Below are 19804 nucleotides of genomic sequence, written 5' to 3' on the forward strand. Positions count from 1 at the left end.
ACATCGCCCCCAGGTGCCTCCGAGCTGGGTGCGCCGACGTCGCCCCCAGGTGTTTCCGAGCCGGGTGCGCCGACGTCGCCGCCAGGTGTTTCCGAGCCCGGTGTGCCGACGCCGCCGCCCGGGCCTGGGGTGGCCCCGCCGTTCGCGGCCCCGCCGACCGAGGGCGGCCGGTCCCGGCTCTGGCTCGGCCTCGGTGCCGGCGCGCTGGCCGTGCTGCTCTGCTGCGGTGGCGGCGGCAGCGCCGTGGTCGGCCTGCTGGTCAGCGGGGTTCAGGCGATCGAGGAGCAGGGCCGCACGGTCTCCGACGACTACTTCCGGGCGTTGAGCGACGGCGAGTTCGGCCGGGCGTACGACCAGCTCTGTGAGGACGCCAAGCGCCGGGAGTCACGCCAGGAGTTCGAACGCCGGGCCGCCGCCGAGCCGCAGATCTCCTCGTACGACGTGGGCGAGGTCGACACCACCACGCTCACCGTCCCGGTGGACGTGACCTACGCCGGCGGCGACTCCGAGCGCCAGCAGGTGATGCTCCAGCAGGACCAGCAGACCGGCGGCATGGAGGTCTGCGGAGTCAACTGACCCGCCGCAGGTAATGTGCTGGGTTCGGGACACCGACGGGTCGTACCGTGGTCCTGCAACGAGTGCCAGCCATCCCACCACGTCCCCGCCGACCGCCAGTCGGCGTAGGAGGAAAACATGCCAGCCGACCGTATCGACGCCGTCGTCAGCCTCGCCAAGCGCCGGGGCTTCGTCTTTCCCTCCAGCGAGATCTACGGAGGCACCCGGTCGGCGTGGGACTACGGTCCGCTGGGCGTGGAACTCAAGGAGAACGTCCGCCGGCAGTGGTGGAAGACGATGGTCCAGCAGCGCGACGACGTGGTCGGCCTGGACTCGGCGGTGATCCTGGCCCGTGACGTGTGGGCCGCCTCCGGCCACCTGGACGCCTTCGTCGATCCGCTGACCGAGTGCCAGTCCTGCCACAAGCGGTTCCGGGCCGACCACCTGGAAGAGGCGTACGAGGCCAAGCACGGCAAGCCGCCGGCCTCGCTGGCCGAGCTGAACTGCCCCAACTGCGGCAACAAGGGCACCTTCACCGAACCGAAGATGTTCAACGGCCTGATGAAGACCTACCTCGGCCCGGTGGAGAGCGAAGAGGGCCTGCACTACCTGCGCCCGGAGACCGCCCAGGGCATCTTCGTCAACTACAAGAACGTCGAGACGGTGGCCCGCAAGAAGCCGCCGTTCGGCATCGCGCAGACCGGCAAGTCGTTCCGCAACGAGATCACCCCCGGCAACTTCATCTTCCGTACCCGCGAGTTCGAGCAGATGGAGATGGAGTTCTTCGTCGAGCCCGGCACCGACGAGCAGTGGCACGAGTACTGGCTTTCCGAGCGCTGGAACTGGTACCTCGACCTGGGCCTGTCCGAGACCAACCTGCGCCTCTACGAGCACCCGCAGGAGAAGCTCTCGCACTACTCGAAGCGCACCGTCGACATCGAGTACCGGTTCCAGTTCGGCGGCACCGAGTTCGCCGAGTTGGAGGGGGTCGCCAACCGCACCGACTTCGACCTCTCCACCCACAGCAAGCACTCCGGCGTCGACCTGTCGTACTTCGACCAGACCAAGCAGGAGCGCTGGGTCCCGTACGTGATCGAGCCGGCCGCCGGCCTGACCCGCGCGGTGCTGGCGTTCCTGCTGGAGGCGTACGACGAGGACGAGGCGCCGAACACCAAGGGCGGCGTGGACAAGCGCACCGTGATGCGCTTCGACCCCCGGCTGGCCCCGGTCAAGGTGGCGGTGCTCCCGCTCTCCCGCAACGAGGCGCTCTCGCCCAAGGCCAAGCAGCTCGCCGCCGACCTGCGCAAGCGCTGGGTGGTCGAGTTCGACGACTCGCAGGCGATCGGCCGCCGCTACCGCCGCCAGGACGAGATCGGCACCCCGTTCTGCGTCACCGTCGACTTCGACACCCTCGACGACAACGCCGTGACCATCCGCAACCGGGACACCATGACCCAGGAGCGCATCCCCCTGGACCAGGTCGAGCGCTACCTGATCGACCACCTCCCCGGCTGCTGAGGGTGTAAGGAGGGGCCCCCTGTTAACGCCTCGTGTAGAGCAGGGGCCCCCTCTTAACAAGCGTCACCCCAGCGGCTCGACGCGTACCCCGGTCACAGCCCCGAGACCGCGCCGGGACTCGTACGCGTCGGTCACCATCCGGCGCACCCGGTGCGGCTCGCGGCGGATCTGCGCCGGCGTGAAGTGCAGGACCAGGATGCCGTGCCGGCTCAGCTCGTTGTGCCGATCGAGCGTGCGCGCCCAGTCCGCCGGGCGGAGGTGGTACTCCTGCGAGTCGACCTCCAGTGCCACCGCCGCGTCCGGGAGATAACCGTCGGGCGTCGGCAGGGACCGGCCGCCCGGATCCACCAGCCGGGGATTCCAGTGGATCTCCGACAGCACCGGGTCCGCCGCGAGACACTCCCGCAACTCGGCCTCGGGCGCCGAGCGCGTGCCCTGCACCACCTCGGAGAACGCCTTCCTGACCAGCGCCGTCCGGCTGCGCCGAGCCCGACGGATCTCCTCGTCCAACGCCGCGAGGTCGGCGTACCCCCGTTGGATGGCCTCGGCGACGACCGCGCGCACCGGGCGTAGCTGGCGCAGGTCCCGCGCCGCGTCGACCACCGCGCGGGCCGGCGAGCAGACCGGGTAGAGCGGCGTGTGCCGGGCTCGCGCGTCCAGGGCCAGCGCCCGCGAGAGCACCGCGAATCCCGCCGACTTGCGGCGCGCGTGATGCGGCACGATCAGGTGTACGACGTCACTGCTCGGACTCTGCCGGAAGCCGTACCAGGTCAGCGCGGCGAGTCCGGTGAGCTGCGCGTGGTCGCCGGCGTACAGGGCGGCCGAGATCCGTCGCTGCTCGCTGGTCAGGGTGCCGGTGACCAGGGCGTACGTCGCGGGCAGCACGCGCTGCCACAGGCCCCGGCGGGCCTGCCGGTACAGGTACATGTCATCGAAGCCGGCGGCCAGTAGTTGGGCCCGGGTGACGATCTGCTGTTGCCGTTCGGCGAGGTCGGCGAAGTCCGGTGGATGGGTACGCATGCGGCGCAGCATCGGTGCCGCGGGCGGTCGGCGTCCGGCCCGCCCCGCCCGCCTGTGGATGGCCACCCGGCCTGTGGACAACGACCTGATCTTCGGTGCGATGTGGTATGCGTCGCGTTAACAGGGGACCCCTGCTATGCACGAGGCGTTATAAGGGGGCCCCTCCTTACACTTGGGCGGTGCCGACGACGACTACTGCTGATGCTGCTGATCTGCGCCCACTGACGCTGGGGCGGCATCAGGTGTGGCCGCCGGTGGTGCTGGCGCCGATGGCGGGCATCACCAATGTCGGGTTCCGGCAGCTCTGTCGGGAGCAGGGCGGCGGCATCTACGTCTGCGAGATGATCACCACGGTGGCGCTCGTCGAGCGGAACCCGAAGACGCTGCGGATGATCGCCTTCGGCGCGGACGAGTCGCCGCGCAGTCTGCAGCTCTACGGCACCGATCCGGAGACCACCGCCGCCGCCGTGCGGATCGTGGTGGAGAAGAACCTCGCCGATCACATCGACCTCAACTTCGGCTGCCCGGTGCCGAAGGTCACCCGGCGCGGTGGTGGTGCGGCCCTGCCGTGGCGGCGCCGGCTCTTCGCCCGCCTGGTCAAGGCCGCCGTGGACGCCGCGTCACCCGCCGGGGTGCCGGTCACCGTCAAGATGCGCAAGGGCATCGACGACGACCATCTGACGTACGTCGAGGCGGGGCTGGCCGCGCAGGACGCCGGTGTCGCCACGGTCGCGCTGCACGGGCGTACGGCCGCGCAGCGGTATTCGGGCACCGCCGACTGGGACGCCATCGCCACCCTCAAGCAGGCCCTCGACGTGCCGGTGCTCGGCAACGGTGACATCTGGGAGGCCGACGACGCGCTGCGGATGGTGGCGCACACAGGTGTCGACGGGGTGGTGATCGGGCGCGGCTGCCTGGGGCGGCCGTGGCTCTTCGCCGACCTGGAGGCGGCGTTCAACGGCTCGTCGCAGCGGCGGCTGCCCGGCCTGGGCGAGGTGGCGTCGACCATGCGCCGGCACGCCGAGCTGCTGGTCGAGCAGTTCACCGCCGGGGCGCGCAACCCGGCGCGCGGCGAACGGGACGGCTGCACCGACTTCCGCAAGCACGTCGCCTGGTATCTCAAGGGCTTTCCGGTGGGCAGCGAGCTGCGCCGCGCCCTGGCGATGATCGACAGCTTGGCGCAGTTGGACGACCTGCTCGGCAAGCTGGATCCGACGGCGCCGTTCCCGGTGGAGACGCTGGGCCAGCCACGTGGCCGGACCAACTCGCCGGGCAAGGTCTTCCTGCCCGACGGCTGGTTGGCCAGCCGGGACGACGACAGCGTCCCGGCCGGTGCCGAGCTGGCCGACTCCGGCGGCTGAGGGCCGACCTCGGCTGCGGCAGGTCGGCCCCGGCGGCGGCGGCCGACCCGGCAGCGGCAGGTCGGCCCCGGCTGCGGCAGGTCGGCCCGTCCGGCGGGCGATCAGGTCGTGGCGGGCACCTTGTCCAGGAAGCCGTGCACCGCGCGGATCCGTCCGTCGGAGTCGTGGACCGCGACGTCGAAGCCGATCACGACGGCCTCGCCACCCTCGGCGGGCACCAACGCCCACCCGAACCGGACCACGTCGTGGTGCCCGTCCACGTCGCCGTGCCGGCGGAACTCGTGCTCCGGGAACGCGTCGCGGACGCCGGTGACGGTGGCGACGATCTCCTCGTGGCCACGGATCGCGGCCAGCGGGTCGGTGTAGCTGGCGTCCGTGGTGAAGAGCGCGGCGACCGCCGTGGCCCGGCGCTCGGCGTCGGGCTCGTTCCACACGGCGAGGTAGCGGTCGACCAGGTCGGTGTGCGTGCTCATCGGGTGATCCCTTCGTCGGTCGATGACGCCGAGAACCCTCGCACCAGCGCTGACGGGTGTCGATTACCCGCCGGGTAAAGCCGGGACGGCGGGTGCACCGTTACCTCTGGGGTAATCGACTTCGTGCACGCGACAGGCCATTGTGGCGGGTGGAGCCGGATCCGCCGTGGAGAATGGGAGCAGCGATGAGCACATCCCCTCGGTGCCGGTCGGCGTACGCCGGGCCGGGATCGCCGTGACCGTCGCCGGTGTCGCGCCCGCGATCGGCGTCCAGTTGCGCCGGTGGCGACAGGCGCGGCGGCTGAGCCAACTGGACCTGGCCAACCGCGCCGAGGTCTCCACCCGCCACCTGAGCTTCGTCGAGACCGGCCGGTCCCGACCGAGCCGGGAGATGGTGTTGCGGCTCGCCGGGCAGCTCGATCTGTCGCTGCGGGAACGCAACCGGCTGCTGCTGGCGGCGGGCTACGCCCCGGTGTACCCGGAGACCGACCTGGTCGCACCCCGGATGGCGGCGGCCCGGGCGGCCGTACGCCAGGTGTTGCAGGGGCACGAGCCCTACCCGGCGGTGGTGGTCGACCGGGGGTGGCACCTGGTGGACGCCAACCGCAGCCTGGCGCTGCTCACCGACCTGGTCGCGCCCGCGCTGCTGACACCACCGGCGAACGTGTTGCGGGCCAGCCTGCATCCGGAAGGGCTCGCGCCGCACATCGTGAACCTCGGCGAGTGGCGCGGCCACCTGTTGGGTCGGTTGGCCCGGCAGGTCGAGGTGACCGGAGACGCCGAGCTGGTCGCGCTGGAGCGGGAGTTGCGCGGCTACCCCTGCGAGGGCCCGGTGCCGGAGGTCGAGCTGCCCGGTCCGGGCGAGATCGTCGTACCGCTGCGGCTGCGGTACGCCGGTGGCGAACTGGTCTTCCTCAGCACGATCGCGACGTTCGGCACGCCTCTGGACGTCACCCTCGCCGAGCTGTCCATCGAGTCGTTCTATCCGGCCGACGAGCACACCGCGTCGGTGCTGCGGGAGCGCGCCGGACGCTGAACCGACCGACCGACCGCCCGGCGGCGGCCAGCGACCCGCGGCGGTGAGCCTCCGACCCGCGGCGGCCAGCCCCCGACCCGCGGCGGTGAGCCAGCGACCCGCGGCGGTGAGCCTCCGACCCGCGGCGGCCAGCGCCCTGGCCTGCGGCGGTCAGCCTCCGGCCGGTGGCTCAGCGGTCCGGCCGGCCGGCTCGCGCCCGGCCTGGTCGGCGAAGCCCGAGGGCTGCCGTGGGGCGGGCACCGGGCCTGCCGGTGCCGGCCAGGGCACATCGGGGCCACTGTGGTACGCGATGCCGGCCGTCGCCCACCGGGTGCCGTGCCCGGCCAGACGCCGCCGGAACCCGTCCCAGTCGTGTGTGGATCGTGGCGACCAACCCTGCTCGGCGAGGGCGGGCAGCCGGGGGAGCAGCATGAACTCGATCTCGGCGAGGGTGGTCACCGACTCGGTCCAGAGCGGGGCCTCGACACCGAGCACCGCGTCGGCCGGCACCCCGGTCAGGTGGGTGCCGGGATCCCAGTCGTACGACCGCCGCACGTCGATCAGGCCGGCCCAGTCGTGCCCGATCGGGGTGTCCGGGGCGTACTTCATGTCGAGGTAGGCGTGGTTGCCGGGGGAGAGGATCACCGTGGCGCCCCGGCGTACCGCCTCGGCGGTGACCGGGTCGTCGCCGTTGGTGCCCCACCACTGGAGGACGCGACCGTCGGTGTGCGCGGCCGGGGCGATCTGGTGCCAGCCGATGACGGTCCGGCCCAGCCCGGCGACGATCCGCTGCACCCGCGCGACGAAGCGGGCGTACACCTCGGCAGGCACCTTGAACGCCTCGTCGCCGCCGATGTGCAGCCACCGGCCCGGGGTGAGCGCGGCGATCTCACCGAGCACGTCGGCGACGAAGTCGTACGTCCGTTCGCGCGCCGGGTCGACGTAGCTGAACCCGACCTCGGTGCCGGTGTACGGCGGCGGTGCGACCCGGTCCGGCGCCAGTTCCGGGTACGCGACGAGCGCCGCGTTGGTGTGGCCGGGCAGGTCGATCTCCGGCACCACGGTGATGTGCCGGGCCGCCGCGTACGCCACGATCCGCCGGTAGTCGGCCTGGGTGTAGTGCCCGCCGGGGTCGCCGCCCACCGCACCGGCCCCACCGATCGGGGCGAGCCGGGGCCAGGAGTCGATTGCGATCCGCCACCCCTGGTCGTCGGTGAGGTGCAGGTGCAGGCGGTTCAGCTTGTATCGGGCCAGGTGGTCGATGACCCGCAGCACGTCGGGCACGTCGAAGAAGTGCCGGGCCACGTCGAGCATGGCGCCCCGCCACGGGTAGCGCGGCCGGTCGACGATCGATCCGCCGGGCAGCACCCAGCGCGCGGTGACCGGGCGCGGGCTCTCGATCGCGGCCGGGAAGAGCTGTCGCAGCGTCTGCACCCCATGGTGCAGGCCGGCGGCGGTGCCGGCGCGGAGGCGTACCCGGTCGGTGGCGATGTCGAGCCGGTAACCCTCGGGCCCGAGGTCGGTGTCGCCGGTCAGGTCGAGGGCGATGCCGCCGGTCGGCGACGGCGTGACGCTGTCGGTGACCGGCAGCGGGTAGCCGGTGGCCGGGCGCAGTAGCGCGGCGAGCTGCTCGCCGACAGCGAGCGCGGCCGGGTCGGCGCTGACCCGGATCACCGCGTCGGGGCGCAGCAGGTGGTCGGCGGTCGGGTCCGGGGTGACCCGGTCGGGGGTGGGCACCACGTCGCCCAGCCGCACCGGCGCGGGCGTGGCGAGCTGTGCCGTCGCTGGTGCGGTGAGCTGCGCTGTCCCTGGTGGGGTGAGCTGCGCCGTTGCCGTGCGCTCCGCCGCGCCGGCCAGGTCCGCTGCGGCACGCTCCCCGGCCGCCAGGACGCCATCGGGCGCCAGCGGGGTGGGGCCGGCCGTCGCTGGGCGCGGCGGCTCCGGCACGGTGTGGGACGGCGAGGACACGACGGCGGCTCCGAGGGGTGTATTCGCGGCGGTAATGGCAAAAGCGCGACGGTGACGCTGAGTGCGGTCAAGGATACGTCAGGTCGCGCATTGCGTAATTGTGCGCGTGGAAACGTTCCCAGGAATCCTCGCGAACGTGAATGGTCGGGATTCCTGTGCCCATTGTCACCGAATGGTCCCGGGCCGAGCGATCGTCGCTTAGCCTTCGCCCACCGATCTGCATGGCCCCCCGGATTACCGGAGGTCAGCTCCGGGGTATCGGCAATCTGAACCTTCGTTAAGTGTCAATTCCGGGCGCGTGGGAGGCTCTGGTGACAGCGCACAGGACGGTTGAGAACAAGTACGTCTACGACTTCGCCGAGGGCAACAAGGACCTCAAGGACCTGCTCGGTGGCAAGGGCGCCAACCTGGCCGAGATGACGAACCTCGGCCTGCCGGTTCCGCCCGGCTTCACGATCACCACCGAGGCGTGCAAGGCGTACCTGGACACCGGTGCGGAGCCGGCCGGGTTGGCCGACCAGATCGCCGCCCACCTGGCGGCGCTGGAGGAGGCGATGGGCCGCCGCCTGGGCGACTCGGACGACCCGCTGCTGGTCTCGGTCCGCTCCGGGGCGAAGTTCTCCATGCCCGGCATGATGGAGACCGTCCTCAACGTCGGCCTCAACGACCGCAGCGTGGTCGGGCTGAGCGCCCAGGCCCACGGGAACGACAGGTTCGCCTGGGACTCGTACCGCCGGTTGATCCAGATGTTCGGCAAGACCGTCTGCGAGGTGCCGGGGGAGGAGTTCGAGCACGCCCTCGACGAGGTTAAGCGGGCTAAGGGCAGCACCGACGACCTCGATCTGAACGCCGACGACCTGCGCGGGTTGGTCGACGCGTACAAGAAGATCTTCAGCAAGCACACCGGCCGGGAGTTCCCGCAGGACCCGCGCGAACAGCTCGACCTGGCCGTCCGCGCGGTCTTCGAGTCGTGGAACGCCGAGCGGGCGGTGATCTACCGGCGGCAGGAGCGGATCCCGGCCGATCTCGGCACCGCCGTGAACGTGGTGGCGATGGTCTTCGGCAACCTCGGCCCGGACTCCGGCACCGGCGTCGCCTTCACCCGCGACCCGGCCAGCGGCGACCAGGGCATCTACGGCGACTACCTGGCCAACGCCCAGGGCGAGGACGTGGTCGCCGGCATCCGCAACACCGTGCCCTTGCAGGAGCTGGAGCGGATCGACAAAAGCTCCTACGACGAGTTGCTCGACTACATGGCCCGGCTGGAGCGGCACTACCGGGACCTCTGCGACATCGAGTTCACCATCGAACGCGGCAAGTTGTGGATGTTGCAGACCCGGGTCGGCAAGCGCACCGCCGCCGCCGCGTTCGTCATCGCCGGCCAGCTCGTCGACGAGGGGCTGATCGACCTCGACGAGGCCCTGCACCGGGTCAACGGCGCCCAGCTCGCGCAGCTGATGTTCCCGCGGTTCCAGCTCGACCACGGGTTCGAGGCGGTCGCCACCGGCATCGGGGCCTCACCGGGCGCGGCCGTCGGCAAGGTGGTCTTCACCTCGGCCCGCGCGGTGGAGCTGGCCGGCCAGGGCGAGGACGTCATCCTGGTCCGCCGGGAGACCAATCCGGACGACCTGAACGGCATGATCGCCGCCCGGGGCATCCTCACCTCCCGGGGTGGCAAGACCAGCCACGCCGCGGTGGTGGCCCGGGGCATGGGCAAGACCTGCGTCTCCGGCGCCGACGAACTGGACATCGCCGTCCCGCAGCGTAGGTTCACCGTGGCCGGGCAGACCATCGTCGAGGGCGACGTGGTCTCCATCGACGGCACCACCGGCAAGGTCTACCTCGGCCAGGTGCCGGTCATGCCGTCGGAGGTGGTGCGCTACTTCGAGGGCGAGCTGGACCCCGAGACGATCGACGACGCGCTGGTGCGGGCCGTACACCGGATCATGACGCACGCCGACGGCCGGCGGCGGCTGGCGGTACGCACCAACGCCGACACCGGTGCGGACGCGGCGCGGGCCCGGCGCTTCGGCGCGCAGGGCATCGGGCTGTGCCGGACCGAGCACATGTTCCTCGGCGACCGGCGCGAGCTGGTCGAGCGGCTGATCCTGGCCCGCGACCCGGCCGAACGGGAGAACGCCCTGGCCGCGCTGCTGCCGTTGCAGCGGGCGGACTTCATGGAGATCTTCCGGGAGATGGACGGGCAGCCGGTCACCGTACGGCTGATCGACCCGCCGCTGCACGAGTTCCTGCCGCCGTTGGAGCAACTCGCGGTCGACGTCGCGGTCGCCCAGGAACGCGGCGAGGACGTGGCCAAGGAGGAGGCGCTGCTCGCCGCGGTACGCCGGATGCACGAGGAGAACCCGATGCTGGGGCTGCGCGGCGTACGCCTCGGCCTGGTCATTCCCGGCCTGTTCGCGATGCAGGTCCGGGCGATCACGGAGGCCGCGGTGGAGTGCGCCCGGCAGGGCGTGCGCTCCTACCCGGAGATCATGGTCCCGCTGGTCGGCGCGGTCCAGGAACTGGAGACGGTACGCGCCGAGGCCGAGAAGATTATCGCTGAGGTGGCCGGCGGCTCCGAGGTCGAGGTGCTGATCGGCACGATGATCGAGGTGCCCCGGGCGGCGCTCACCGCCGGCCAGATCGCCGAGGCGGCGGAGTTCTTCTCCTTCGGCACCAACGACCTGACCCAGATGGGCTGGGGTTTCTCCCGGGACGACGTGGAGGGCGCGTTCTTCTGGCGCTACCTGGAACTGGGCATCTTCGGCATCTCGCCGTTCGAGTCGATCGACGCCGACGGGATCGGCCGGCTGGTGCGGATCGCGGCGGAGGAGGGCCGGGCCGCCCGCCCCGGGCTGAAGCTGGGTGTCTGCGGCGAGCACGGTGGTGACCCGGACTCGGTGCACTTCTTCCACGCGGTCGGGCTGGACTATGTCTCCTGCTCGCCGTTCCGGGTGCCGGTGGCCCGGCTCGAGGCGGGCCGGGCGAGCGTGGTGACGAGCGGTTCGGACAGCCGCTGAGTGCCGGGCCGGCGGGTCCGCGGATCCGCCGGCCTCAGCTCGACGGAACCCCGGCGCGGCTCAGCTCGACGGACCCTTCGGCGCGGCTCAGATCGGGGGTCGGCGCCAGGTGATGTGCGGATCCCGGCGAGGGCGCTGACCGGGCAGGGTGGCCATCGGGGTGCGTACGGCCAGCGGAGCGTGCGGGTCCGGCGGGCGCAACACCGGCGCGGCGTGCCGTCGGGCGGCGAGTGCCGGGGCGGCCCGGTCGACCATCGCCCGGGCCTCCGCCCGCAGCGCCACCAGATCGGCCCCCGGCGCGGCGACCAGGGTCAGCAGGGCGTCCTGCCCGGCCGGGTAGGTGACCACGCAGCCGGCCGTGCTGTGCACCACCGACTCGTGGAACTCGCCCTGCCGGGCGGTGGCCGCCATCCGGTGGCCGAGACCGAAGCTCGCCGCGGCCAGCGCCGCCAGGTGGGTGGCGTCGGTGGCGGGCAGGTCAGTGGAGATCAACAGCCCGTCGGTGCCGGCGAGGACCGTGCCGGCGATCTCGGGGCGGCGTCGGCGCAGCCCACGCAGCTCGGTGCCCATCATCGTTTCCGCGTCCACGAGCGTGTCTCTCCCGCCGGTCGGATCTCCGCTTCTACAGGTGACGTTCCGCGATGGCGACGTTACCGGCAAGCGTCGATCTGCGCGATCCCGTGACGGTCGGCGATCGGCCCGCAACTCTCGTCTGATCGGAGGATGCGGGCCCTTCTGCCGTAGTTCGTCGCCGCGCCGTCCGGCCCGGCCGGGCGTAACCTGATCTCGCCCGAGGACCGTCTTCGCGAAGGGGTGGCCGGATGAGAGCGCGTACCGAACCGTCGAGGCAGGCACCCGCCGTCGACCGGCTGGCGGTGCCGGCATGACCAGCGTGTGGCAGAGCCTGACGGTCGACGCCCAGGACCCCGGCCGGCTGGCCCGCTGGTGGGCCGAGGCGCTCGGCTACCAGGTGGTCGCCGAGCGGCCGGACGAGGTGGAGATCCGCCAGTCCGCCGACCGGCTGCCCGGCATCGTCTTCGTGCCGGTGAACGGGGCCAAGGAGGGCAAGAACCGACTCCACCTCGACCTGCGTCCGGCCGACCGGGAGGCCGAGGTGGAACGGCTCGTCGACATGGGTGCCCGGCACGTCGACGTGGGCCAGGACGGCAACGACTGGACGGTGCTCGCCGACCCGGAGGGCAACGAGTTCTGCGTGCTGCGGCAGCGTGCGGATTGACCGCAGGTCGACCTGACCCGGACGCGGCACGGTGGGCGGACGAGCCGGTCAAGGACGCCGACCACGGCCGGTCGCCGTACCAGCGCGACCGCGCCCGGGTGCTGCACTCGGCGGCCTTCCGCCGGCTCGCCGCGAAGACCCAGGTGCACACGGCCGGCACCGACGACTTCCTGCGTACCCGGTTGACCCACTCGCTTGAGGTGGCCCAGATCGCCCGGGAGATGGGCGCGCGGCTGGGTGCCGACCCGGACGTGGTGGACACCGCCGGGCTCGCCCACGACCTCGGGCATCCGCCGTTCGGGCACAACGGCGAGGCCGCGTTGGACGTGGTCGCCGCCGACTGCGGCGGGTTCGAGGGCAACGCGCAGACGCTGCGCGTACTGACCCGCCTGGAGGCCAAGGTGTACGGCCCGGACGGCGGCTCCGTCGGGCTGAACCTCACCCGTGCCTCGCTCGACGCGGTGAGCAAGTATCCGTGGCCCCGCCGACCGGGCCAGCGCAAGTTCGGCGCGTACGCCGACGACCTGCCCGTCTTCGCCTGGCTTCGGGACGGCTCACCGGCCGGCGACCGGCGCTGCCTGGAGGCCCAGGTGATGGACTGGGCGGATGACGTCGCGTACTCGGTGCACGACGTGGAGGACGCCATCCACGGCGAGTACCTGACGCTGGAACCGCTGCTCGCCGACGCCGACGAGCGGGCCGCCCTCTGTGCCGACGTCGCCGCCGTCTACTCGGCCGAGCCGCCCGACTATCTGGGCGCGGTGCTCGTGGACCTGCTCGCCGACCCGGTGCTGGCGCCGTTGGCGCACTACGACGGCAGCCATCGTGCCCAGGCCGCGCTCAAGGCCACGACAAGCGTCCTGACCGGTCGGTTCGTGGCGACCGCCGTCGCCGCCACCACGGACCGGTTCGGGGCCGGGCCGCATCGGCGGTACGCCGCCGACCTCGTCGTACCCCGGCCGTTGCGGGCCCGGTGCGCGCTGCTCAAGGGCATCGCCCTGCGGTACGTGATGCGCCGCGCCGAGGCGCAGGGCCGCTACGCGCGGCAGCGGGAGATCCTCACCGACCTGGTCCGGGTGCTTGCCGAGCGGGCACCCGAGGCGCTGGATCCGGTCTTCGCCCCGCTGTGGCGGGCCGCCCCGGACGACGCCACCCGGCTGCGGGTGGTGGTCGATCAGGTGGCCTCGCTCACCGACCCGGCGGCACTGGCCTGGCACACCCGCCTGCTGCCCCGCTGAGCCCCCCCAGCTCGGCCGCTGTCGCTCCGCTTGCCGGTTCGCCGGCAGGTTAGGTTAGCCTAACCAGATGACGGAGCGCCCGAAGACAGTCACCACCGCCCGCGTGCTGCGTACCGAGCGGCCCACGCCGCACCTGGTCCGGCTGGTGCTCGGTGGCGAGGAACTGGCAGGTCTGCCGGTCGGCGAGTTCACCGACCATTACATCAAGATCGTTTTTCCGGTCGCCGGGGTGAACTATCCGCGCCCGATGGACTACGCCGCCATCCGCCGCGAGTTGCCGCGCGACCAGTGGCCGAGGCTGCGGGCGTACACCGTGCGCAGTTGGGATGCGACGGCCGGGGAGATGACAGTCGACGTGGTGCACCACGGCGACGAGGGGTTGGCCGGGCCGTGGGCGGCGGCGCTGCGTACCGGCGACGAGGTCCTGTTCATCGGCCCCGGTGGGGCGTACGCGCCGAGCCCCGAGGCCGACTGGCACCTGTTCGTCGGCGACGAGAGCGCCCTGCCGGCGATCACCGCGTCCCTGGCCCGGCTGCCGGCCGACGCACCCGCGTACGTCTTCGTCGAGGTCGACGGCCCGGCCGACGAGCAGCCCCTGCCCAGCCCCGGCGCGGTACGCCTGACCTGGCTGCACCGGGGCGCACGCCCGGTGGGTGAGGCGCTGGTCGCGGCGGTACGCGGGCTCAACTTCCCGCCCGGCACGGTGCACGCCTTCGTGCACGGCGAGGCGGGTTTCGTCCGTGACCTGCGCCGGCTGCTGCGACTGGAGCGGGGCGTGCCGCGCGAATGGCTCTCCATCTCCGGCTACTGGCGGTTGGGCGTGGACGACGAGGGATGGCGGGCCAGCAAACCCGACTGGAACCGCCAGGTCGAGGCCGACGAGCAGGGCGGAGTCGCCGTACCGCTGGCTTGACCTTGCGGCCGATAAGCGGCAAGGTGTCACCCCAATTGCGCCTGATCGGGAGAGAAACCGCCGGTCAGGCGTGATGTGCCGGAACCTCGGCCGACGAGAGCAGCGGAACAGGAGGATGGTCAGGGGTGACCACGAGCGAGCAGGTCGACGACGAGAAGACCACCGGCGCAAGCCACAGACCCGATGGGTGGGTGCTCGGACTCAGTGTCGGCGGAGTGCTCGCCGTGGTGGTCTGGGGAGTGCTGGCACGCGACTCGCTGGCCAGCGTCGGTGAGTCCGGCCTGGCCTGGGTGATCGACACCTTCGGCTGGTTCTTCGTGGTGTCGGCGAACGCCTTCCTGGTGCTGGCGGTGGTGCTGGCGGCGTCCCGGTTCGGCCGGATCCGACTGGGTAAGGACGACGACGAGCCGGAGTTCACCACGCTGGCCTGGATCGCCATGATGTTCAGCGCCGGCATGGGCATCGGCCTGGTCTTCTTCGCCGTCGCCGAGCCCATCCAGCACTACGCCACGCCGCCACCGGCAACCGGCGTCGAGGCGCAGACCGGTCCGGCCGCCTCGGCGGCCATGCAGTACACCCTCTTCCACTGGACGTTGCACCCGTGGGCGATCTACGCGGTGGTGGCGCTGGCATTGGCGTACTCGACGTTCCGTCGGGGTCGGCAGAACCGGATCTCCGCGGCGTTCCGGCCGGTGCTCGGCGACCACGCCGACGGGGCCGCCGGCCGGGTGATCGACCTGCTGGCCGTCTTCGCCACCGTCTTCGGCACCGCCACCAGCCTCGGACTCGGCGCCCTCCAGGTCGCCGCCGGGCTCGACCTGGTGGCCGGCATCCCGGACAGCACCACCGTGGAGGTGGTGGTGATCGGGGCGCTCACCCTGGCCTTCGTGATCTCCGCCTTCTCCGGGCTGCACCGCGGCATCAAGTGGCTCTCCACCACGAACGTGGTGCTGGCCGTACTGCTGATGTTCTTCGTCTTCGTGGTCGGCCCGACCATCTACACGCTTGAGGTGCTGCCCGCGTCCATCGGCGACTACCTGAGCAACCTGGTCTTCATGTCCACCCGCACCGGCGCGTTCTCCGATCACGCCTGGCTCGGCGGCTGGACCATCTTCTACTGGGCGTGGTGGATCTCCTGGGCGCCGTTCGTCGGCACCTTCATCGCCCGCATCTCCCGCGGCCGTACGGTCCGGCAGTTCCTGATCGGCGTGCTGCTGGTGCCCAGCGGCGCCAGCGCCGTGTGGTTCGCCATCATGGGTGGCAGCGCGCTGCGGGTGCAGGCCACCGGGGCCCGTGACCTGGTCGCGGACGCCGCAGCCGGTAGCGAGCAGGCGCTGTTCGGGCTGCTCGACGCGTTGCCGCTGGCGGCGTTGACAAGCGTGGTGGCCATGGTGCTGATCGCGCTCTACTTCGTCACCAGCGCCGACTCCGCGTCGCTGGTGCTCGGCTCGCTGACCTCCCGGGGCGCGCTGCGCCCGCACCGGGTGCTCGTGGTCGGCTGGGGCATCCTGATCGGCGCCGTCGCCGCGGTGCTGCTGCTCGCCGGCGGACTCGACGCGCTGCAACAGGCCACCATCATGGTCGCGTTGCCGTTCGTGGTGGTCATGCTCGGTCTGGCCGCCGCGCTGGTCAAGGACATGTCCCGGGATCCGCTGCTGGCCGTCCCGGCCCGCACCCGCCGGGGCCTGGCCGAAGCGGTACGCACCGCCCGGTCGTACGAGGAGGAGGACCCGCCCCCGGTCCGCCGCTGAGGTGTAAGGAGGGGGCCCTTGTTAACGCCTCGTGTATAGGAAGGGCCCCCTTTTAACAGTCGACCGGTCGACGCGGTCTCAGAGGTATCTGACGCCGGTGAGGATCGCCGCCTCCGCCCACATCCGTCGCCCGTTCTCCGGTTCGCGAGCCGGCCCGCTCGCCCGTACCTCGGTGACCGGCCCCGGATCTTTAGGAACCCGCGCGGCCCGAAGAACTGCCCACCTCGTACGCCGGTTGCGGTCGCGGCGTGCAGCTGGGGCCGGGCACCCGCCTCGACCGGACTGACCGGCGGGACGGGCGAGCCGGCTGAGGGCACGCGTCAGCCGGTTGCGGTTGGCCATCGCGCGAGGGGTCAGATGGGTACGGATCATGTCGAGGCGCACGGCAGGTGCCCCGGCTGGCGCGAGACGGTACTGGACTACCTGGGCTTCCTCCGGGCCGCGGTCGCCGCCGACTCGGAGCACCTGCCGACTCGAAGCACATGCCGACCCGGAGCACATGCCGACCCGGTGCACCCGTGGGCCCAGGAGATCGTCGGCACGCTCAGCATCCGCAGCGAGGAGTTCCGGCAGCTCTGGGCCCGCCACGACGTACGCGAGTCGGTGCACGGCAGCAAAGTGTTCCGCCATCCGCAGGTCGGCGAGCTGCACCTGGGCTGGGACGCGTACACCCCTCGGGACGTACCGGGCCGATCCTGATCGCCTACACCGCCGCACCGGGCAGCGCCGCCGCCGAGCGACTGGCACTGCTCGCCCTTGCCCGCTGACGTCCGCGCGCTGCGCTGCCGCGTCGGTGCGGTGTTAATAGGGGGCCCCTCCTCTACACCAGGCGTTAACAGGGGGCCCTTCCTTGCACCCAACTCGGGCAGGGCAGGATGTAGGGGAGGGGGGTGGCGGCATGGCGGGGCGGATCCGGGACGAGGACATCGCGCTGGTCCGGGAGCGTACCTCCATCGAAGAGGTCATCTCCGACACGGTGACGCTCAAGTCGGCAGGTGCCGGCAACCTCAAGGGGCTCTGCCCGTTCCACGACGAGAAGAGCCCGTCGTTTAACGTCTCGCCGGCCCGGAACGTCTGGTACTGCTTCGGCTGCGGGGCCGGCGGCGACGCGATCAAGTTCCTGATGGACGCCGAGCACCTCAGCTTCGTCGAGGCGGTGGAGCGGCTCGCCGCCCGGGCCGGGTTGCAGCTGCGCTACGTGGAGGACGATCGCGCCACCCCGCGCGCCAGCCGGCCCCAGCAGGGGCAGCGGCAGCGGCTGGTCGCCGCGCACGCCGCCGCCGTGGAGTTCTACACCGCCCAGCTGACCACTGCCGGTGCGCGTACCGCTCGTGAGTTCCTGGCCCAGCGGGGCTTCGACCGGGCCGCGGCCGAACGGTACGGCTGCGGGTTCGCACCGGAGGGCTGGGATCCGCTCACCAAGCATCTGCGCCAACGCGGCTTCAGCCACGACGAGCTGGTCACCGCCGGGTTGTCCCGGCCGGCCCGCTCGGGCAGCCTGATCGACAGGTTCCGGCGCCGGCTGCTCTGGCCGATCCGCGACCTGACCGGCGACGTGATCGGTTTCGGCGCCCGCAAACTCTTCGACGACGATGACGGCCCGAAGTACCTGAACACCCCCGAGACGCCGATCTACAAGAAGTCGCACGTGCTGTACGGCATCGACCAGGCCAAGCGGGAGATCGCCAAGCAGGGCCGGGTGGTGGTGGTCGAGGGCTACACCGACGTGATGGCCTGCCACCTGGCCGGGGTGCCGACCGCCGTGGCGACCTGCGGCACCGCGTTCGGCGCCGACCACATCGGCGTACTGCGGCGGCTGCTGCTGGACACCGACGCGGTGGCGGGCGAGATCATCTTCACTTTCGACGGGGACGCCGCCGGGCAGAAGGCCGCGTTGCGCGCCTTCGAGGACGACCAGCGCTTCGTCGGGCGTACCTTCATCGCGGTCAGCCCCGACAACATGGACCCGTGCGACCTGCGCCTGGCAAAGGGTGACCTGGCCGTCCGCGACCTGGTCGCCCGCCGCGAGCCGCTCGTCGACTTCGCGCTGCGGCACGTGATCAGCCGCTTCGACCTGGACACAGTGGACGGCCGGGTGGAGGCGATGCGTCGGGCCGCGCCGCTCGTCGCCAAACTCAAGGACCAGGAAAAACGCCCCGAGTACGTACGCAAGCTCGCCGGCGACCTCGGCATGGAGATCGAGCCGGTGCAGCGGGCGGTGCTGGCCGCCGCCTCCGGACGTCCAGCCGACGGCGGCCCGGCGCGGTCGGCCCGGAGCGAGCCGGCGGTGGACAGCCCGCAGTCGATGGTCGAGCGGGAAGCGCTCAAGCTGGCCCTCCAGGAGCCGGTGCTGGCGGGGCCGATGTTCGACGCCGTCGAGGCGACCGACTACCGGCATCCGGTGCACGTGGTGGTCCGGGCGGCGATCGCCGAGGCCGGTGGGGTCGCGGCGGCGACAGGTGGCGCGGTGTGGATCGAGGCGGTCCGCGACGCCTGCGCGGATCTCGCGGCCCAGGCTTTGGTGGGCGAGTTGGCGGTGGAGCCGCTGCGGATCGACGGTGAGCCGGACCCGCGCTACGTCTCGGTCACCATGGCTCGGCTGCAGTGGGGATCGGTGACCGCCCGGATCCGGGACCTGAAGTCGCGGATCCAACGCATCAACCCGGTGAACAACAAGGACGAGTACTTCGCCACCTTCGGTGAGCTGCTCTCGCTGGAGCAGCACGCCCGAGCCCTGCGCGAGCAGGCGGCGGGAGGATTGTAGAACCATGGGACTGTTCCGTCGCCGGCCGAAACTGCCACCGGCTGCCCGCCCGCCGCTGGAACGCGACGAGCGAGTGCTGGCCTGGGCCGCAGCCGGCAACGGCGAGGGCGACGGGGTGGTGGTCGCCAGCAACCTGGGGCTCTGGCTGCCCGGCCGCAGTCACCGGCTCGGCTGGCACGAGATCGTCAAGGCGGTCTGGTCGGGGCGGGAGCTGTCCGTCACCCCTGGTGAGCAGATTGCCGAGCGCGACGGCTACCTGGTGGTGGCCGACCGCCCGGTCGAGCGTCACCTGCTGCTCGACCCCGGTGAGCTGCCGCATCAGGTACGCGCCCGGGTCACCCAGTCGGTCGCGTACACCCAGCACCACACCCTGCCCGGCGGCGGCGCCCGGATCGTAGCCCGCCGAGTCCCCGGCATCGATGGTCTAACCTGGACCGTCCACTACGACCCCGAAACCCCCACCGACACCGACTCCGTGGTGGCCGAAACCGCCCACCTGGTAGCCACCGCCCGCACCTCCACCACCCCCACCGACCTCTAACGCACGACTCCCGCTCCCGTCGAGTCTCAGCGGGTGTCGCGAGGGCGGGCATGGTGAGCCTCCGTTGGAGTGGGGAGGGCGTCGACGCCCTCGGCCCGGAGGCGGTCCGTGGAACGCTCGTCCATGCTGGAACACTTCGCTGAGCAGTTGCGGCACCTGGTGAAGCTCGGCTCGGGTGGTGCCTGCGTCGAGGTGGCCGACAACCTGCCCGACGTGGTGGCCGTACGCGATTCCAAGGACCCGACCGGCCCGACCCTGACTTCACCCCCACCACCTGGCACCGTTTCCTCACCCACCTCCCTGCCCGCGCATGAACGACGCGTACGAATCTTGGTGCGAAACTGCCCCTCCAGGGGCGCTTTCGCACCAAGATCCAGGGTGATGCACAGTCAGGTGCCTTGGTAGTAGCGGGTGGCGCCGGGGTGCAGGG

The 19804-nt window shown here is 71.8% G+C and carries 16 protein-coding genes and 1 pseudogene; 13 read left to right on the plus strand and 4 right to left on the minus strand.

The window, feature by feature from the left end:
* Positions 1-102 precede the first annotated feature (102 nt).
* Complete coding sequence (locus C1I93_RS16010) at positions 103-576, plus strand: Rv0361 family membrane protein (protein ID WP_111244093.1); 474 nt, start codon at positions 103-105, stop codon at positions 574-576.
* Positions 577-693: 117 nt separating this feature from the next.
* Positions 694-2073, plus strand: coding sequence for a glycine--tRNA ligase (locus C1I93_RS16015; RefSeq protein WP_111244094.1), 1380 nt, complete (start codon positions 694-696; stop codon positions 2071-2073).
* Positions 2074-2136: 63 nt separating this feature from the next.
* On the opposite strand, the gene C1I93_RS16020 is transcribed toward C1I93_RS16015, so the two are convergent.
* Positions 2137-3093, minus strand: coding sequence for a type IV toxin-antitoxin system AbiEi family antitoxin domain-containing protein (locus tag C1I93_RS16020; protein WP_111244095.1), 957 nt, complete (start codon positions 3091-3093; stop codon positions 2137-2139).
* A gap of 179 nt (positions 3094-3272) precedes the next feature.
* On the opposite strand from C1I93_RS16020, the gene dusB reads away from it, so the two are divergent.
* A complete protein-coding gene (dusB, locus tag C1I93_RS16025; RefSeq protein ID WP_223256326.1) occupies positions 3273-4454 on the plus strand; it encodes a tRNA dihydrouridine synthase DusB in 1182 nt (393 codons plus the stop codon).
* 101 nt (positions 4455-4555) lie between these two features.
* Here dusB and C1I93_RS16030 read toward each other — a convergent pair whose 3' ends face one another.
* Positions 4556-4927 carry a nuclear transport factor 2 family protein gene (locus C1I93_RS16030; protein WP_111244096.1) on the minus strand — a complete coding sequence of 124 codons (372 nt, stop codon included), beginning with the start codon at positions 4925-4927 and terminating at the stop codon, positions 4556-4558.
* A gap of 229 nt (positions 4928-5156) precedes the next feature.
* Here C1I93_RS16030 and C1I93_RS16035 point away from each other — a divergent pair, with 229 nt between their 5' ends.
* Positions 5157-5963, plus strand: a complete 807-nt coding sequence (locus C1I93_RS16035; protein WP_223256329.1) for a helix-turn-helix domain-containing protein — start codon at positions 5157-5159, stop codon at positions 5961-5963.
* 150 nt (positions 5964-6113) lie between these two features.
* Here the strand turns inward: C1I93_RS16035 and C1I93_RS16040 are convergent, their stop codons facing one another.
* The gene (locus tag C1I93_RS16040; RefSeq protein WP_420811735.1) at positions 6114-7829 is read right to left on the minus strand and encodes a beta-N-acetylhexosaminidase; all 1716 of its coding nucleotides are present in this window, start codon (positions 7827-7829) and stop codon (positions 6114-6116) included.
* 392 nt (positions 7830-8221) lie between these two features.
* Between C1I93_RS16040 and ppdK the strand changes: the two genes are divergently transcribed.
* Entirely contained in the window at positions 8222-10930 is a 2709-nt protein-coding gene (gene ppdK / locus C1I93_RS16045; protein WP_111244097.1) for a pyruvate, phosphate dikinase, read from the plus strand.
* Between the two features lie 87 nt (positions 10931-11017).
* Here the strand turns inward: ppdK and C1I93_RS16050 are convergent, their stop codons facing one another.
* Complete coding sequence (locus tag C1I93_RS16050; RefSeq protein WP_111244098.1) at positions 11018-11518, minus strand: roadblock/LC7 domain-containing protein; 501 nt, start codon at positions 11516-11518, stop codon at positions 11018-11020.
* Between the two features lie 295 nt (positions 11519-11813).
* On the opposite strand from C1I93_RS16050, the gene C1I93_RS16055 reads away from it, so the two are divergent.
* The 8 genes and pseudogenes from C1I93_RS16055 to C1I93_RS16090 all read left to right on the plus strand — a co-directional run bounded on the left by C1I93_RS16055 (position 11814) and on the right by C1I93_RS16090 (position 19688).
* Positions 11814-12167, plus strand: a complete 354-nt coding sequence (locus C1I93_RS16055; RefSeq protein ID WP_111244099.1) for a VOC family protein — start codon at positions 11814-11816, stop codon at positions 12165-12167.
* On the plus strand, positions 12164-13405 hold the full coding sequence (locus tag C1I93_RS16060) for a deoxyguanosinetriphosphate triphosphohydrolase (RefSeq protein ID WP_111244100.1): 1242 nt from the start codon (positions 12164-12166) through the stop codon (positions 13403-13405). Before C1I93_RS16055 ends, C1I93_RS16060 begins: the two co-directional genes overlap by 4 nt.
* 67 nt (positions 13406-13472) lie before the next feature.
* Complete coding sequence (locus C1I93_RS16065; RefSeq protein WP_111244101.1) at positions 13473-14318, plus strand: siderophore-interacting protein; 846 nt, start codon at positions 13473-13475, stop codon at positions 14316-14318.
* Between the two features lie 191 nt (positions 14319-14509).
* The gene (locus C1I93_RS16070) at positions 14510-16069 is read left to right on the plus strand and encodes a BCCT family transporter (RefSeq protein WP_111244108.1); all 1560 of its coding nucleotides are present in this window, start codon (positions 14510-14512) and stop codon (positions 16067-16069) included.
* A 357-nt stretch (positions 16070-16426) separates the two neighbouring features.
* On the plus strand, positions 16427-16768 hold the full coding sequence (locus C1I93_RS31220) for an MmyB family transcriptional regulator (protein ID WP_146603513.1): 342 nt from the start codon (positions 16427-16429) through the stop codon (positions 16766-16768).
* Between the two features lie 199 nt (positions 16769-16967).
* Positions 16968-18833, plus strand: a complete 1866-nt coding sequence (dnaG, locus tag C1I93_RS16080; RefSeq protein ID WP_111244103.1) for a DNA primase — start codon at positions 16968-16970, stop codon at positions 18831-18833.
* Between the two features lie 4 nt (positions 18834-18837).
* Positions 18838-19374 carry a hypothetical protein gene (locus C1I93_RS16085; protein ID WP_111244104.1) on the plus strand — a complete coding sequence of 179 codons (537 nt, stop codon included), beginning with the start codon at positions 18838-18840 and terminating at the stop codon, positions 19372-19374.
* A gap of 123 nt (positions 19375-19497) precedes the next feature.
* Positions 19498-19688, plus strand: a pseudogene (locus C1I93_RS16090) (DUF397 domain-containing protein).
* Positions 19689-19804 lie beyond the last annotated feature (116 nt).

This window comes from Micromonospora endophytica, assembly GCF_003236305.1.
GTDB classification, from domain to species: domain Bacteria; phylum Actinomycetota; class Actinomycetes; order Mycobacteriales; family Micromonosporaceae; genus Micromonospora; species Micromonospora endophytica.

What these genes read in the sequence shown, in the direction of transcription:
- C1I93_RS16030 (WP_111244096.1), bottom strand. Translation starts at nt 4,927, where the DNA reads ATGAGCACGCACACCGACCTGGTCGACCGCTACCTCGCCGTGTGGAAC.
- C1I93_RS31220 (WP_146603513.1), top strand. Translation starts at nt 16,427, where the DNA reads ATGGGTACGGATCATGTCGAGGCGCACGGCAGGTGCCCCGGCTGGCGC.
- C1I93_RS16085 (WP_111244104.1), top strand. Translation starts at nt 18,838, where the DNA reads ATGGGACTGTTCCGTCGCCGGCCGAAACTGCCACCGGCTGCCCGCCCG.
- C1I93_RS16020 (WP_111244095.1), bottom strand. Translation starts at nt 3,093, where the DNA reads ATGCGTACCCATCCACCGGACTTCGCCGACCTCGCCGAACGGCAACAG.
- C1I93_RS16065 (WP_111244101.1), top strand. Translation starts at nt 13,473, where the DNA reads ATGACGGAGCGCCCGAAGACAGTCACCACCGCCCGCGTGCTGCGTACC.
- C1I93_RS16055 (WP_111244099.1), top strand. Translation starts at nt 11,814, where the DNA reads ATGACCAGCGTGTGGCAGAGCCTGACGGTCGACGCCCAGGACCCCGGC.
- dnaG (WP_111244103.1), top strand. Translation starts at nt 16,968, where the DNA reads ATGGCGGGGCGGATCCGGGACGAGGACATCGCGCTGGTCCGGGAGCGT.
- C1I93_RS16015 (WP_111244094.1), top strand. Translation starts at nt 694, where the DNA reads ATGCCAGCCGACCGTATCGACGCCGTCGTCAGCCTCGCCAAGCGCCGG.